This is a genomic window from Streptomyces sp. NBC_01166 (assembly GCF_045039765.1).
In the GTDB taxonomy this organism is placed as follows: Bacteria; Actinomycetota; Actinomycetes; order Streptomycetales; family Streptomycetaceae; genus Streptomyces.
Window position 1 is genome coordinate 7,082,037 of sequence record NZ_CP108613.1, and the last position, 15,333, is coordinate 7,097,369.

Annotated in this window: 13 protein-coding genes; 2 read left to right on the forward strand and 11 right to left on the reverse strand. The window is 69.7% G+C overall.

Going from position 1 to position 15,333, the window contains the following annotated elements:
• Nucleotides 1-117: 117 nt before the first annotated feature.
• The 6 genes from OG379_RS32060 to OG379_RS32085 all read right to left on the reverse strand — a co-directional run bounded on the left by OG379_RS32060 (nt 118) and on the right by OG379_RS32085 (nt 7,338).
• Nucleotides 118-1,323, reverse strand: coding sequence for an acyl-CoA dehydrogenase family protein (locus OG379_RS32060; protein WP_351171460.1), 1,206 nt, complete (start codon nt 1,321-1,323; stop codon nt 118-120).
• Between the two features lie 2 nt (nt 1,324-1,325).
• A complete protein-coding gene (locus OG379_RS32065; protein ID WP_405666568.1) occupies nt 1,326-1,853 on the reverse strand; it encodes a MaoC family dehydratase in 528 nt (175 codons plus the stop codon).
• A gap of 2 nt (nt 1,854-1,855) precedes the next feature.
• Nucleotides 1,856-2,821 carry a CoA ester lyase gene (locus OG379_RS32070; protein ID WP_351171463.1) on the reverse strand — a complete coding sequence of 322 codons (966 nt, stop codon included), beginning with the start codon at nt 2,819-2,821 and terminating at the stop codon, nt 1,856-1,858.
• A complete protein-coding gene (locus tag OG379_RS32075) occupies nt 2,818-4,830 on the reverse strand; it encodes a protein meaA (RefSeq protein WP_393760830.1) in 2,013 nt (670 codons plus the stop codon). Before OG379_RS32075 ends, OG379_RS32070 begins: the two co-directional genes overlap by 4 nt.
• A gap of 8 nt (nt 4,831-4,838) precedes the next feature.
• Nucleotides 4,839-6,176 (reverse strand): crotonyl-CoA carboxylase/reductase, encoded by a 1,338-nt coding sequence (ccrA, locus tag OG379_RS32080; RefSeq protein WP_393760828.1) that lies wholly within the window; start codon nt 6,174-6,176, stop codon nt 4,839-4,841.
• Nucleotides 6,177-6,543: 367 nt separating this feature from the next.
• Nucleotides 6,544-7,338, reverse strand: a complete 795-nt coding sequence (locus OG379_RS32085) for a GNAT family N-acetyltransferase (protein ID WP_405666569.1) — start codon at nt 7,336-7,338, stop codon at nt 6,544-6,546.
• Nucleotides 7,339-7,466: 128 nt separating this feature from the next.
• Between OG379_RS32085 and OG379_RS32090 the strand changes: the two genes are divergently transcribed.
• Nucleotides 7,467-8,267: a restriction endonuclease gene (locus tag OG379_RS32090; RefSeq protein ID WP_405666571.1), complete on the forward strand. Its 801-nt coding sequence runs from the start codon at nt 7,467-7,469 to the stop codon at nt 8,265-8,267.
• An 18-nt stretch (nt 8,268-8,285) separates the two neighbouring features.
• Here the strand turns inward: OG379_RS32090 and OG379_RS32095 are convergent, their stop codons facing one another.
• Complete coding sequence (locus OG379_RS32095) at nt 8,286-9,101, reverse strand: TetR family transcriptional regulator (protein ID WP_405666573.1); 816 nt, start codon at nt 9,099-9,101, stop codon at nt 8,286-8,288.
• 91 nt (nt 9,102-9,192) lie between these two features.
• Nucleotides 9,193-10,974 (reverse strand): 3-hydroxyacyl-CoA dehydrogenase family protein, encoded by a 1,782-nt coding sequence (locus OG379_RS32100; protein WP_405666574.1) that lies wholly within the window; start codon nt 10,972-10,974, stop codon nt 9,193-9,195.
• A gap of 344 nt (nt 10,975-11,318) precedes the next feature.
• Here OG379_RS32100 and OG379_RS32105 point away from each other — a divergent pair, with 344 nt between their 5' ends.
• Nucleotides 11,319-11,891, forward strand: coding sequence for an adenylosuccinate lyase (locus OG379_RS32105; RefSeq protein ID WP_405666576.1), 573 nt, complete (start codon nt 11,319-11,321; stop codon nt 11,889-11,891).
• On the opposite strand, the gene OG379_RS32110 is transcribed toward OG379_RS32105, so the two are convergent.
• From OG379_RS32110 to OG379_RS32120, 3 genes are all read right to left on the reverse strand, one after another.
• Nucleotides 11,869-12,441 (reverse strand): GNAT family N-acetyltransferase, encoded by a 573-nt coding sequence (locus OG379_RS32110; RefSeq protein ID WP_405666578.1) that lies wholly within the window; start codon nt 12,439-12,441, stop codon nt 11,869-11,871. The two genes, OG379_RS32105 and OG379_RS32110, sit on opposite strands and share 23 nt — an antisense overlap.
• 36 nt (nt 12,442-12,477) lie before the next feature.
• Nucleotides 12,478-14,079 carry an alpha/beta hydrolase gene (locus OG379_RS32115; protein ID WP_405666580.1) on the reverse strand — a complete coding sequence of 534 codons (1,602 nt, stop codon included), beginning with the start codon at nt 14,077-14,079 and terminating at the stop codon, nt 12,478-12,480.
• A 127-nt stretch (nt 14,080-14,206) separates the two neighbouring features.
• Complete coding sequence (locus tag OG379_RS32120) at nt 14,207-15,250, reverse strand: Rv2578c family radical SAM protein (protein ID WP_405666581.1); 1,044 nt, start codon at nt 15,248-15,250, stop codon at nt 14,207-14,209.
• Nucleotides 15,251-15,333 lie beyond the last annotated feature (83 nt).

The window sequence follows — 15,333 nt, forward strand, 5'->3', positions numbered from 1 at the left end:
ATCGGGTGCGAGCGGCAACTGGGCAAGCCAGCAGCCGAGTCGGACAGCTGAAAGGCTCCCGACGGGGTTGACCGGGTGTGATGTTCTTCGCCACCAAATCACCTCGTAAGGGACATATCAGCCCTGGAACCGGTACTCCTCGAGCAACCGGCGACCGATGATCATTTTCTGGATCTCGGCGGTACCTTCACCGATCAGCAGCATCGGGGCCTCACGGTAGAGGCGCTCGATCTCGTACTCCTTGGAGAAGCCGTAACCGCCATGGATACGGAAGGCGTCCTCGACGACTTCCTTGCAGTACTCGGAGGCGAGGTACTTCGCCATCCCTGCCTCCAGGTCGTTCCGCTCCCCGGAGTCCTTTTTGCGTGCCGCGTTCACCATCATCGCATGCGCCGCTTCGACCTTGGTGGCCATTTCGGCCAGTTTGAACTGGATCGCCTGGTGCTGGGCGATCGGCTTTCCGAAGGTCTGGCGCTGCTGGGCGTACGAAACGCCCAGTTCGAACGCACGTTGTGCGACGCCACAGCCACGCGCGGCGACATTCACGCGCCCGACCTCGACACCGTCCATCATTTGGTAAAAACCTCGGCCGGTCGTGCCGCCCAGCACGCGATTGGCCGGAATGCGTAGTCCGTCCATGATGAGCTCGGTCGTGTCGACGCCCTTGTAGCCCATCTTGTCGATCTTCCCCGGGATGGTGAGACCGGGGCGGACCTCACCGAAGCCCGCCTCCTTCTCGACGAGGAAGGTCGTCATCGACTTGTGCGGAGCGGTGCCCTCGGGGTGTCCTTCGTCACTCTTGCACAGGACGGCCACCAAAGTGGACGTTCCGCCGTTCGTCAGCCACATCTTCTGGCCGTTCAGAACGTACTCGTCGCCGTCCCTGACGCCCTTGGACGTGATCGCGGAGACATCGGAGCCCAGCGCCGGCTCGGACATCGAGAAGGCACCCCGCACCTCGCCCAGTGCCATCCGCGGCAGGAAGGTGTCCTTCTGCTCCTGCGTGCCGTGCTGCTTGAGCATGTACGCCACGATGAAGTGCGTGTTGATGATGCCCGACACGCTCATCCAGCCGCGGGCGATCTCCTCGACACACAGCGCGTAGGTGAGCAGCGACTCGCCCAGACCGCCGTACTCCTCGGGAATCATCAGCCCGAACAGGCCGAGTTCCTTGAGTCCTTCGACGATTTCCGTCGGGTACTCGTCGCGGTGCTCCAGCTGGGTCGCGACAGGAATGATCTCCTTGTCGACGAAATCCCGGACCGTGGAGAGGATTTCCTGCTGGATATCGGTCAGACCGGCGGTCTGCGCGAGTCGGCTCATGGCTACTTCTCCACGTTCTTCTGCGGCGGCTGGACCAGCGCCGGGCGGCCGGGCTGCTCGCCGCCCCGCTCCTTGATGTACGTCTCGGTGGGGACCATCACCTTGCGGCGGAACACGCAGACCAGCGTTCCGTCCTGCTTGTAGCCCTTCGTCTCGACGTAGACGATGCCGCGGTCGCTCCTGGACCTCGACGGCGTCTTGTCGAGCACGGTCGTCTCGCCGTAGATCGTGTCACCGTGGAAGGTCGGCGCGACGTGCTTCAGCGACTCGACCTCCAGATTGGCGATCGCCTTGCCGGATACGTCCGGCACCGACATGCCGAGCAGCAGCGAATAGATGTAGTTGCCGACGACGACGTTCTTTCCGAAATCCGTCGTCCTCTCGGCGTAGTTGCTGTCCATGTGCAGCGGGTGGTGATTCATGGTCAGCAGACAGAAGAGGTGGTCGTCGTATTCAGTGACCGTCTTTCCGGGCCAGTGCTTGTAGACGGCACCGACCTCGAACTCCTCATATGTGCGGCCGAACTGCATGATCAGGCCTCCGGAGCTTCGAACTTGGAGGTGCGCTGCATACCGGCGGCGCGGCCCTTGCCCGCGATGACCAGGGCCATCTTGCGGCTGGCCTCGTCGATCATCTCGTCGCCGAGCATCGCCGAGCCCTTCTTTCCGCCCTCCTCCGAGGTGCACCAGTCGTAGGCGTCGAGGATGAGCTCGGCGTGGTCGTAGTCCTCCTGCGAGGGCGAGAACACCTCGTTCGCCGCGTCGACCTGACCGGGGTGCAGCACCCACTTGCCGTCGAAGCCCAGCGCCGCCGCACGGCCCGCCACCTCGCGGTAGGCGTCCACGTCGCGGATCTGCAGGAACGGTCCGTCGATCGCCTGGAGGTCGTGCGTACGGGCCGCCATGAGGATGCGCATCAGGATGTAGTGGTACGCGTCCGCCGGGTAGCCGGGCGGCTGCTGGCCCACGACCAGGGTCTTCATGTTGATCGAGGCCATGAAGTCGGCCGGGCCGAAGATCAGGGTCTCCAGGCGGGGCGAGGCGGCGGCGATGTCGTCGATGTTCACCAGGCCCTTGGCGTTCTCGATCTGCGCCTCGATGCCGATCTTCCCGACCTCGAAGCCCATCGTCTTCTCGATCTGGGTCAGCAGCAGGTCCAGCGCGACGACCTGCTGGGCGTCCTGGACCTTCGGCAGCATGATGCAGTCGAGGTTCGGTCCCGCGCCCTCGACGACCGTGATGACGTCGCGGTACGTCCAGTGGGTCGTCCAGTCGTTGACCCGCACGACCCGGGTCTTGCCCGTCCAGTCGCCGTTGTTGAGCGCGTCGACGATGTGGTGCCGGGCGCCTTCCTTGGCGAGCGGCGCGCAGGCGTCCTCCAGGTCCAGGAAGACCTGGTCGGCCGGGAGGCCCTGGGCCTTCTCCAGGAACCGCGGGTTCGAGCCCGGCACTGCCAGACAGGAGCGGCGCGGGCGCAGACGGTTCACGGGCGTGGTCATGCGGGGACCTCCAGAGGGTCGAGCTTGTTCGCTTTCCGGATCTCGTCGACGATACGGCCGATGATCTCGGTGATGCCGAAGTCCTTCGGGGTGAAGACGGCGGCGACGCCGGCTTCGATGAGGGCGTGCGCGTCGGCAGGGGGGATGATGCCGCCGGCGATCACCGGGATGTCCGGCGCACCGGCCTCGCGCAGCCGGTGCAGCACGTCCGGCACCAGCTCGGCGTGCGAGCCGGACAGGATGGACAGGCCGACGCAGTGCACGTCCTCGGCCAGCGCGGCGTCGGTGATCTGCTCGGGCGTCAGCCTGATGCCCTGGTAGACCACCTCGAAGCCGGCGTCCCTGGCGCGTACGGCGATCTGTTCGGCGCCGTTGGAGTGCCCGTCGAGGCCGGGCTTGCCCACCAGCAGCCGCAGTCGTCCGACGCCCAGGTCCCCGGCGGTGCGGGTGACCTTCTCGCGGACCAGCGCGAGCGGCGTCCCCGCCTCCGCGGCGACGGCGACCGGCGCCGACGAGACACCCGTCGGCGCCCGGAACTCGCCGAACACGTCGCGCAGGGCCCAGGACCACTCACCGGTGGTGACGCCCGCCCGTGCGCACTCGACGGTCGCCTCCATCATGTTCGCGGTGCCCGCCGCGGCCTTCTTCAGGGCCGTCAGCGCCTCGGTGGCCCGGGCCTCGTCGCGGTTGTCGCGCCACTCGTGCAGGGCCGCGACGACCCGGGCCTCGTTCTCGGGATCCACCGTCATGATCGCGGCGTCGAGGTCCGCGGTGAGCGGGTTGGGCTCGGTCGTCTCGTAGATGTTGACGCCGACGATCTTCTCCTCGCCGCCCTCGATCCGGGCACGCCGCGCGGCGTGCGAGGAGACGAGCTCCGACTTGAGATAGCCGGACTCCACGGCGGCCATCGCGCCGCCCATCTGCTGGATCCGGTCGATCTCGGCCAGCGACTCGGTGACCAGCTCGTCGACCTTGGCCTCGATGACATGCGAACCGGCGAAGATGTCCTCGTACTCCAGCAGGTCGCTCTCGTGCGCGAGCACCTGCTGGATACGGAGCGACCACTGCTGGTCCCAGGGGCGCGGCAGCCCGAGCGCCTCGTTCCAGGCCGGCAGCTGCACCGCGCGGGCGCGGGCGTCCTTGGAGAGCGTGACGGCCAGCATCTCCAGCACGATGCGCTGGACGTTGTTCTCCGGCTGCGCCTCGGTGAGCCCCAGGGAGTTGACCTGTACGCCGTAGCGGAACCGGCGCTGCTTGGGGTTCGCGATGCCGTACCGCTCGCGCGTCACCCGGTCCCAGATGCGGCCGAAGGCGCGCATCTTGCACATCTCCTCGATGAAGCGGACCCCCGCGTTCACGAAGAAGGAGATGCGGGCGACGACGTCACCGAACTTCTCCTCCGGCACCTGGCCGGAGTCGCGCACGGCGTCGAGGACCGCTATGGCCGTCGACATGGCGTACGCGATCTCCTGGACCGGAGTGGCCCCCGCCTCCTGCAGGTGGTAGCTGCAGATGTTGATCGGGTTCCACTTCGGGATGCGGTTGACCGTGTACGTGATCATGTCGGTCGTCAGCCGCAGCGACGGGACCGGCGGGAAGACGTGGGTCCCCCGCGACAGGTACTCCTTCACGATGTCGTTCTGCGTCGTGCCCTGGAGCTTGTCCGGGTCCGCGCCCTGCTCCTCCGCGACCACCTGGTAGAGCGCCAGCAGCCACATCGCGGTGGCGTTGATCGTCATCGAGGTGTTCATCTGCTCCAGGGGGATGTCCTGGAACAGCCGTCGCATGTCACCGAGGTGCGAGACGGGCACGCCGACCCGGCCCACCTCGCCGCGGGCGAGGACGTGGTCGGGGTCGTAGCCGGTCTGCGTGGGCAGATCGAAGGCGACCGAGAGACCCGTCTGGCCCTTGGCGAGGTTACGCCGGTACAGCTCGTTGGACGCCTCGGCGGTCGAGTGACCGGCGTACGTCCGCATGAGCCACGGGCGGTCCTTCTGACGTTCGGTCATCGTGGACCTCAGACGTTACGGAAGCGGTTGATGGCGTCGATGTGCTGCTCGCGAAGCTCCGTGTCGCGCACGCCCAGGCCCTCACGGGGTGCCAGCGCGAGCACGCCGACCTTGCCCTGGTGCAGGTTGCGGTGCACGTCGTACGCGGCCTGGCCGGTGTCCTCCAGGGAGTAGACCTTGGACAGCGTCGGGTGGATCTTTCCCTTGGCGATCAGCCGGTTCGCCTCCCACGCCTCGCGGTAGTTGGCGAAGTGGGAGCCGATGATCCGCTTCAGCGACATCCACAGGTAGCGGTTGTCGTACTCGTGGTTGTAGCCCGACGTCGAGGCGCAGGTGACGATCGTGCCGCCCTTGCGGGTCACGTACACGCTGGCGCCGAAGGTCTCGCGGCCCGGGTGCTCGAAGACGATGTCCACGTCCTCGCCGCCGGTCAGCTCACGGATGCGCTTGCCGAAGCGCTTCCACTCACGCGGGTCCTGGTTGTGCTCGTCCTTCCAGAACTTGTAGTCCTCCGCGTTGCGGTCGATGATCGCGGTGGCGCCCATCTTCCGGCAGATGTCCGCCTTCTGGTCGCTCGAGACGACACAGATCGGGTTGGCGCCTCCGGCCAGCGCGAACTGCGTGGCGTAGGAGCCGAGTCCGCCACTGGCGCCCCAGATCAGCACGTTGTCACCCTGCTTCATGCCCGCACCGTTGCGCGAGACGAGCTGGCGGTACGCGGTCGAGTTGACCAGGCCCGGGGAGGCGGCCTCCTCCCAGCTGAGGTGCTTGGGCTTCGGCATCAGCTGGTTGGACTTGACGAGTGCGATCTCCGCCAGGCCGCCGAAGTTGGTCTCGAAGCCCCAGATGCGCTGCTCGGGGTCGAGCATCGTGTCGTTGTGGCCGTCGGAGGACTCCAGCTCCACCGAGAGGCAGTGCGCGACGACTTCGTCGCCCGGGGTCCAGGCGTTGACGCCGGGCCCGGTGCGCAGGACGACGCCCGCGAGGTCGGAGCCGATGACGTGGTACGGGAGGTCGTGCCGCTTGCTGAGGTCGCTGAGCTTGCCGTACCGCTCCAGGAAGCCGAAGGTCGAGACGGGCTCGAAGATCGACGTCCACACGGAGTTGTAGTTGACCGAGCTGGCCATGACCGCCACCAGGGCCTCACCCGGGCCGAGCTCGGGAACCGGCACGTCCTCGACGTGGAGGGACTTGCGGGGGTCCTTGTCGCGGCTGGCGACGCCGGCGAACATCTCGGCCTCGTCCTTGTGCACGGTCACCGCGCGGTACGACTCGGGGATGGACATGGCCGCGAAGTCCGCGGCCGTGCTGTCCTGCGATTGGATCGCGTCCAGGATTTCCTTCACGGTGATGCCTCCGGCAGATCGGGTCTCCGGCGTCGAGGGAAACGCTCGGAGGCCCCTGTGGTCAGGGGAGCGGTGCGGTGTTGGAGGTGTGCCGTCGGTTCGGCGTGGTGGTGCTCTGTGCCTGCTCGGTGGAGCAGAAGGGGTTGCCTGTGACGCAGGCGTCCGGGCGCGCGGACACGTGGTCTGCGGGGACAGCCGGCGTACGAGAGATCTCTGCACGCCGGCCGCCCGGACACCTTCAACGTATGGCACTGCGTGACAGGTGGCAAGGCACCCAGTGCCAACAATTTCTCTCAGTTGTCATCTCGTAGGCACGCATGAGCAACATCATGGTCGGTATGTCGCATTGCTCCGCCTTTTGTGGCGGTTACGGCGCGGTGCGGTACACGTACGGCGTCGTCGTGCTCAGGGCCGAGAAGCCGAGCCGTCGCAGGATCGGGGCGGAACGGTCCGTCGCGTCCACCTGGAGGAAGCGGTAGCCGAGCCCGGCGGCGATGCGGGCCCGATGGGCGATCAGGGCGCGGTAGATCCCCCTGCCCCGCCATTCGGCCGCCGTACCGCCGCCCCAGAGCCCGGCGAAGCCGGTGCCGGGGTGCATCTCCAACCGGGCGGAGCTCACGGGCTCGTCGCCGGCCAGGGCGACCACCGCGACGAATGTGTCCGGCGGGGCGTCGGCGAGACGGGCCAGGGTCTGATGGCGCAGCCGGGAACCGTCGGTGCCGAAGGCCAGCTCATGGGCCCGGACCATCAGCTCCACCCCCGCGGCGTCGGTCACGTGCCGCAGCCGCACCCCCTCGGGCAGTTCCACCGCCCCGGCCTGGTCCGCGACCGGTGCCACCAGCAGCGTCTCCGGCGGCTCCGGCTCGAACCCGGCCGCGGTGAGGAGAACGCCCAGCCCGGGCGGGCCGTCGTGCGCGTACAGCTTCCACTCGAATTCGCTTACACCCCGGGCTGCGTAGTGCCCCACCTGTGCCGAGATCTCCGACCGCGCGCGGGCGGGCGAGAGGTCCGGAGCCGTCCACACGACGCCGTTCCAGTCGTCCGGGCCACCGGTCTGCCGCACGACGTCACCGACCCGCTCGACGCGCGTACCGGGGCCGTCCGGGCGGGCGTGCTCGCGCATCTCGTGGTCGAAGAGGGCCAGCATCTCGTCAGGTTCCATGTGCGCATCCGAGCACCCCCTCCCCGGCCCGGCCACCGGGTTTTCTTCCGACGGTGCGTCAACCGGCGGCCGCGGGGCACACGTAAGTGATCTTGAAATGCCGCAACGGACAAGGGGTGGGGAACGCGATGGGGATACAGACGCGCAGATCGGCCCGGAAGGGCCGCAGGTCCGAATTCGACGTCAGGCGGACGGCGTTCGGCTTCGTGTTCCTCGCGCTCCTGATCTGCGGCGCCGGACTCGCGGTGCGCACGGCCCTCAGGACCGCCGAACGGCACCCGGTGGTCGCCGTCGCCTCGACCGTCGCGCTGGTGGCCGCGGTCGTGCTGCTCCTGCGCCTGCGCCGCAGCCGCAGGGCGGCCGCCAAGGCCGCCGCGGCAGCCGTCGAGGCCGCCTACGAGGTCGTGGACGCCGCCCTGGAGGAGCTGCCGGAAGCCGACGTCGTGCCGCCGCGCCCCGAGCCGGTGCGGACGGTCGACCACGAGGCCATGGACCCGTACGACTACGAGGCCATGGACCCGTACGACTACGAGGCCATGGACCCGTACGACTTCGAGGAGGCCGTGGCCGCGCTCTGCAGGCGGGACGGCTGCCTGGACGCCGAGGTCGTCGGAGGCGCCGGCGACCTGGGCGCCGACGTGGTAGGCACCACGCCGGACGGCCGCCGCCTGGTCGTGCAGTGCAAGAGGTACACGAACGACAACAAGGTCGGCTCGCAGGACCTCCAGCGCTTCGGCGGCACCTGTTACGCGGTGCACGGCGCCGAGGCGGCCGTCGTCGTCACCACCGGCGAATTCACCGATCCGGCCCTCGAGTACGCCGAGCAGTGCGGCATCGTCTGTGTCGGTCTCGACGGGCTCACCGCGTGGAGCGAGGGCGCCGCGCCGCCCTGGTACGCGAGCGCGTCCGTGCAGCCCGTCGAGGGGTGAACCCCGCCGGGGCCGGGCTCAGTGCTCCTTCAGCGCCTGCTGGATCGTGCGCATGATCTCGTCGAGCGGTGCGTCGGTACGGGCCACGGTGACCAGCACCTCGCCCTCCCGGGACACGGACGCCGCAGGGGCCTTCCCGGTCTCGCCCCCCACGGTCCGCCCCGCCCCGATCCCCGTGCCGAAGGTCTCCCGCACGATCGCGAACGCGTGGTCGAGCTGGGACTCCACGTCGCCCTGCCCGTCCGCCCGCAGCCAGCGCCGCAGCACATGGTTGTGCGCGGTCACGACGGCGGACGCGGCGACCTCGGCGAGCAGCGGGTCGTCATTGCCCACCTGGTGGTCACGCTCGTCGAAATGGCCCAGCAGATAACGCGTGAACAGCCGTTCGTATCGGGCCACCGAGGCGATCTCGGCCTCGCGGAGCGTGGGCACCTCACGGGTCAGCTTGTAGCGCGCCACGGAGACCGCCGGCTTCGCCGCGTACATCTTCATGACCTCCTTGATGCCGCGGCACACGGTGTCGAGCGGGTGCTCGTGCGCGGGTGCGGCGTTGAGGACGGCCTCGGCCCTGACGAGGGTGTCGTCGTGGTCCGGGAAGATGGCCTCTTCCTTGGAGCGGAAGTGGCGGAAGAACGTGCGCCGGGCGACCCCGGCCGCCCCCGCGATCTCGTCGACGGTCGTCGCCTCGTACCCCTTCGTGGCGAACAGTTCCATGGCCGCTGCGGCCAGTTCGCGGCGAATCTTGAGCCGCTGGGCGGCCGCCCGGGTGCTCGCGGCACTCTCAGGGGCGTCCGCCGAGGCGGAGGAACGAGGGGACTTGGCGGGTTGGGACATGAGGTGAACGTAACCCATCGGCGCAGGGGAGTGCGCCTGTGGGGGCGGGTCGCCCGGGGGTCCCAGCAACCCGCCCCACCCCGCCCCGATGTCAGCGGCGGGCATATTCGCGGAAGCCGCGCCCCGTCTTGCGGCCGAGGCAGCCCGCGGCCACCAGATGCTCGAGCAGCGGCGCCGGGGCGAGGCCCGGGTCGCGGAACTCGCTGTGCAGAACCTTCTCGATGGCGAGCGAGACGTCCAGGCCGACGACGTCCAGGAGCTCGAAGGGGCCCATGGGATAGCCGCCGCCCAGCTTCATCGCCGCGTCGATGTCGTCGAGCGTCGCGTAGTGCTCCTCGACCATCTTGATCGCGTTGTTCAGGTAGGGGAACAGCAGCGCGTTCACGATGAAGCCCGCCCGGTCACCGCAGTCGACCGGGTGCTTGCGCACCTTCACGCAGACCTCGCGGACCGTGGCGTGCACGTCGTCGGCGGTCAGCACCGTGCGGACCACCTCGACCAGCTTCATCGCGGGCGCCGGGTTGAAGAAGTGCATCCCGATCACGTCCTCGGGGCGCGAGGTCACCCGGGCGACCGCCACGACCGGCAGCGACGAGGTGGTCGTCGCGAGCACCGCACCCGGCTTGCAGACCTTGTCCAGGGTCTGGAAGAGCTCCCGCTTGATCTCCAGGTCCTCGGCGACCGCCTCGACCGCGAGATCGACATCGGCGAAGGAGTCCAGGGAGCCCGCCGGGGTGATCCGGGCGAGGGTCTCGTCCCGCGCCTCCTCCGTCAGCCTTCCCTTGGAGACCGAGCGCCCCAGGGACTTGGCGATCCGGGCCTTGGCCGTGTCCGCCTTCTCCTGGCTGCGCGCGGCGAGGACCACGGTGTACCCGGCCTTCGCGAAGACCTCCGCGATGCCCGAGGCCATCGTCCCCGAACCGGCCACACCCACCGATGAGACCTCGCGCCCGGTGACCGCGCCCGCGCTCTCCACCGGCGTCAGGGCGTCCGGCACCACGCTCTGCCCGCCCGGGGCGTCGTACGTGTAGAAGCCGCGGCCCGCCTTGCGGCCGGTCAGACCGGCCTCGCTGAGCTGGCCGAGCACCGGCGCCGGCGCGTGCAGCCGGTCGTGGGAGGCGGAGTACATGGCCTCCAGCACCGTGCGGGCCGTGTCGACGCCGATCAGGTCGAGCAGCGCCAGGGGGCCCATCGGCAGCCCGCAGCCCAGCTTCATGGCGGCGTCGATGTCCTCACGGGAGGCGTAGTTGGCCTCGTACATCGCCGCGGCCTGGTTGAGATAGCCGAACAGCAGACCGTCCGCGACGAAGCCGGGCCGGTCGCCGACCGCGACCGGCTCCTTGCCCAGCTCGCGGGCGAGCCGGGTGACGCTCTCCACGGCGGGCGGGGCGGTCAGCACGGAGGAGACCACCTCGACGAGCTTCATCACGGGCGCCGGATTGAAGAAGTGCAGGCCCAGGACACGCTCGGGGTGCTGCGACTCGGCGGCCAGCCGGGTCACGGACAGGGCGTTCGTGCCCGTCGCCAGGATCGCGGTGGGGGAGACGACCGCGTCCAGCTCCCGGAAGACCTGCTGCTTGATCTCGTACGTCTCCGGCACGACCTCGATGACCAGCTCCGCCTCCGCGGCGGCCTGCAGATCGGAGAACGTACGGAACCGGGCGAGGATGTCGCGTCGCTCCTGCTCCGTGATCCGCTCGCGGCGCACGGCGCGCTCGGTGGAGGCCTCCAGGGTGGCGACGGCCTGCCGGGCGGCGGCTTCGTCGATGTCGATGCCGATGACCTCGCGGCCCGCACGGGCCAGGACCTCGGCGATGCCGGTGCCCATGGTGCCGAGGCCGACGACGGCAATGGTGGTGAGCGGGATGTCCATCACGGGACTCCAGGGTGAGTGACGACTGTGAGGAGCACGGCGGCGCGCAGGGTCTGGATCAACCGGCGCTCGGTGTGCGGGAATTGCGTGTCGTGGTGCACGGTTCCGGGCGCTCGGGCGCACCGGGGGGAAGGGTGACGGGCTCTGTCCCGGAGCCACGTCTCACGAACTGCCGAACCGACAAGCACTCCGGGTGGTTGCGTCACCAGGCCACCGGAGCTGCGGGTGTGTGTCCCGCTCACCTGAGCTTAACCGGCGGGTAACGAGCGCGCCAGCCCTGGCGGTCTGTGCACTGGCACACAGTTCGTCAACCACAGCGCGTTCGCCGCCCTAAACTCAGCGTCATGGATGAGGAGTTCCGCTCGCTTACGGACAGGCTCGGCGACGAGGCCGGTGAAACGGAGGACTTCCACCGGCTGATCGACACCGAGGACGACGAGGAGCTGGCCACGGTCCTCGTGGAACGAGAACGCCCTCTCTGGGCCCGCGAGATCGCGGCGTTCCGGCTCGGCTGCCGGGGCGACCGCCGGGCCTTCGAGGCGCTGGTCCTCCTCCTCAACCACCGTGATCCCGAGCGCTGCGTATCCGCCGCCCACGCCCTCCGGCTCCTGGGCGATCCCCGGACCCCGAGAGCGGCTGCCGCGCTCGCCACCAACAGCCTCCGGACGGGCTATGCCCTGCATCCGGTGCGCCTGCTGACCGACCTGCGCGCACCCGAGTCGGTGCCCGCCCTGGTCAGCACCCTGCACCGGCTGCTGACCCCCGACGAGCCGCACTGGCGCGTCGCCCTCGCGTGCGTCGAGGGGCTGGGGAGCCTGGGGGACGGGCGGGCCCGCCCGGTCCTGGAGGCCGCACTGCCGCACCCCCGGCTCGGCACGGCGGCGGCGGAGGCGCTCAGCCGACTGCCGGCGGGCTGAGCGTGGGGACGTACCGGACCTCGGGCACCATGGCACCCCCGGTGTCGAAGGCCTCCTCCGCGCCGTCCGGGCGGAAACCCGCGCGCTCGTAGAAGCGCCGGGCCCGCGTGTTCTCCTTCAGTACCCAGAGGGACATCGCGGCGAATCCGTCCGCACGGGCCCGCGCGGTGACCTCGGTCAGCAGCGCGCGCCCGGTGCCCGTGCCGATGCGGTCCGGGTGTACGTAGAGCGCGTACAGCTCCCCGCTCCCGGGCCGCCCGCTCCCGTCGCGGCAGGGTCCGTAGCAGGCCCAGCCGGTCACCGCGGCGTCCGGCGCCCCGGCCACCAGGTTCACCGGGCCGCCGCCCGCCGCGAGGCGTGCGCGCCGGCGCTCGGCGTCCTCGTCGACGTCCATCGCGTCCAGGTACGCCTGCGGGATCATTCCGGCGTACGCCCACCGCCAGCCGCGCACCCGGATGTCCGCCACGGCTGCGCAGTCGTCGACGGTCATGTCACGTACAGGCACGCCGGGGGCGTACGCGGGAGCTGGGCGTGTGGTCACGCGCTCCATCCTGGCGTACGCCCCCGGTGCGGGGCCCGGTATTTCTCAGCCGCGGAAGCCGAGCAGACCGTGCAGTGTCTTGCCCTTCAGGTTCGCTCCGGCCTTCGTGGCGGGGGCGGGCTTCGGCTCCGGGAGGGCGTCGCAGACCGCGTCCGCGCCGCTGCCGCCGCCGGCCGGGAGGGTGCCGTCGGTGAGGTAGTCCACCAGGTGCGCGTCCAGGCAGTCGTTGCCGCTCAGGGTGATGCCGTGGTTGCCTCCGCCCTGCTCGACGACGAGTCTCGACCCCTTGAGCCTGCGGCTCATGGTGACGCCGCCCTCGTAGGGCGTGGCCGCGTCGTCGGTGGCCTGGAGGATCAGCGCGGGCGGGATGTCGTCGTTGGTGACCCGCACGGGCTCGAGAGGCTCCACCGGCCAGGTGGCGCACGGGGCGTTGTACCAGGTGTTGTTCCACGACATGAAGGGCGCCTTGCGGTGCGCCTGCCAGGTGTCGTTGCGCCAGGTGCTCCAGGTGCGGGGCCAGCCGGCGTCGCGGCACTGCACGGCGGCGTAGACGGAGTAGCCGTTGTCGCCGCTCCTGTCCACGGCCGCGAAGTCCTTGTACGCGGTGGCCAGCGCGTCCTGGTCCTTGTCGTTGACGTACGCGGCGAACGTCTCGGCGAGGCGCGGCCAGTAGCCGTTGTAGTAGCCGCCCGGCATGAAGGTGTCCTCGAGCTCGCCCGGCCCGACCTTGCCGGCCGCGGGGTGCTTCTTCACCGCGTCGCGCATCCGGTACCACGCGGCCTCGACCGCGGCCGGGTCCTTGCCGAGCTTGTACGTGGCGTCGTTCTTCGCGATCCACGCCATCAGGGCCTTGTGGCGGGCGTCGAACGCGTGGTCCTGGCCGAGGTTGTCCTCGTACCAGACGCCGTCCGGGTCGACGACCGAGTCCAGCACCAGGCGGCGCACGCGCTCGGGGAACAGCTTGGCGTAGACCGCGCCCAGGTAGGTGCCGTACGAATATCCGAAGTAGTTGATCTGCTCTGCGCCGAGGGCCTCGCGGATGGTGTCGAGGTCCTTCGCGGCGCTGACGGTGTCCATGTACGGCAGCAGTTCGCCGTGCTTCTCACCGCACGCGGCGGCGAAGGAGGCGGCCCGGTTGCGCGCGGTCTTCTCCGCCGCGTAGGAGTCCGGCACGGAGTCGGGGCGTACGGGTTCGAAGTACTTCGGCACGCAGTCCAGGGCGGGGGTGCTCTTCCCGACCCCGCGTGGGTCGAACCCGATCACGTCGTACTGCGCGGCGAGCTTCGCGGGCAGCGAGGACGCGACGAAGCCCGCCATGGAGAGCCCGCTGCCGCCGGGGCCGCCGGGGTTGACCAGCAGGGGCCCCTGCGAGGTCTTCGCCGTGTGCGGGATCCGGGAGAGGGCCAGGGTGACCTGCCTGCCCGACGGGTTGTCATGGTCGAGCGGCGCGCGGACGGTTGCGCACTGCAGGGCCGGATACGTCTTCGTCCTGCAGCCGGTCCACCTGAGCGGCGTGGCGGCGCCGGGGGCGGCCGCACCCGTCCCGGCGGTCGCGGTGGACGGCGCGGACGCGGTGGACGGCGCGGCGGTCACCAGACCTGCGACCGTGGCGCCGACGGCGACCAGAATTCCTGCACGTTTCGTCATAGGGCCTCCCGTGGTCGGGGAACACGGCTGTGGGTGGCACAGCCCCCGCCGCATGCTTCCCGGATCCGGGCCGGGCAGGTCACATGTCGCCGAGAGTTGACCCGTTCGGGCAGGGAGGCCGGTGCGGTCAGAGCAGGGTCAGCTGGGTGGGGCCCGGCGTATGTCCGTCGGTGAGGGCCGGCGGGGTCTCGCGGGCGAGGCGGCGGGCGCCGCCCCGGTCGGCCGGGCCGATGCCGAACTCGGCCGCGAGCTCGTGGACCCGGCGGGTGATGGACCGCTGGTACCAGGTCGGTGCGTACGCGCCGTCCGCGTACATCCGTTCGTACCGTCGCACCAGGTGGGGGTGGTGCTGTGCGACCCACCGCATGAACCACTCGCGGGCGCCGGGCCGCAGGTGCAGGACGAGCGGCGTGACGGACGTGGCCCCGGCCGCGGCGATGGCGCGGACGGTGGCGCGCAGCTGGTCGGGGTGGTCGCCGAGGAAGGGGATGACCGGGGCCATCAGCACCCCGCAGCCGATCCCGTTGTCCGTCATGGCGCGGACGACGTCGAGGCGACGCTCGGGGGAGGGGGTGCCCGGCTCGACCGTGCGCCACAGCTCGGGGTCGGTGAATCCGACGGAGACGGACACGCCGACCTCGGTGACCTCGGCGGCCTGTCGCAACAGATCGAGGTCGCGCAGGATCAGAGTGCCCTTCGTGAGGATGGAGAAGGGATTCGCGTGGTCGCGCAGCGCCGCGATGATGCCGGGCATCAGCCGGTAGCGGCCCTCGGCCCGCTGGTAGCAGTCGACGTTCGTTCCCATCGCGATGTGCTGGCCGTGCCACTGGCGGGAGGCCAGATGACGGCTCAGCAGCTCGGCGGCGTTGACCTTGACGACGATCTGCGAGTCGAAGCCGAGACCGGTGTCCAGGTCCAGATAGCTGTGGGTCTTGCGGGCGAAGCAGTACACGCACGCGTGGGTGCAGCCCCGGTACGGGTTCACTGTCCATTCGAACGGCATGCGGGAGGCCCCGGGCACCCGGTTCACGATCGAGCGGGCCCGGATCTCGTGGAAGGTGATTCCCCTGAATTCCGGGGTGTCGAAAGTGCGCGTCGTCACCGCGTCCGCGGCGAAGAGCGCACCGTTACCCGTCTTTGTGGTGTTCTCTGCCAGATTGTCCCAGCGCATGAGCGCCTCCTTGGTAGCACTCCGCAGAGAATAGAACATGTGTTCACTTGATCGTGCACGGCGGAGCGCGGGGCCCGATTTTG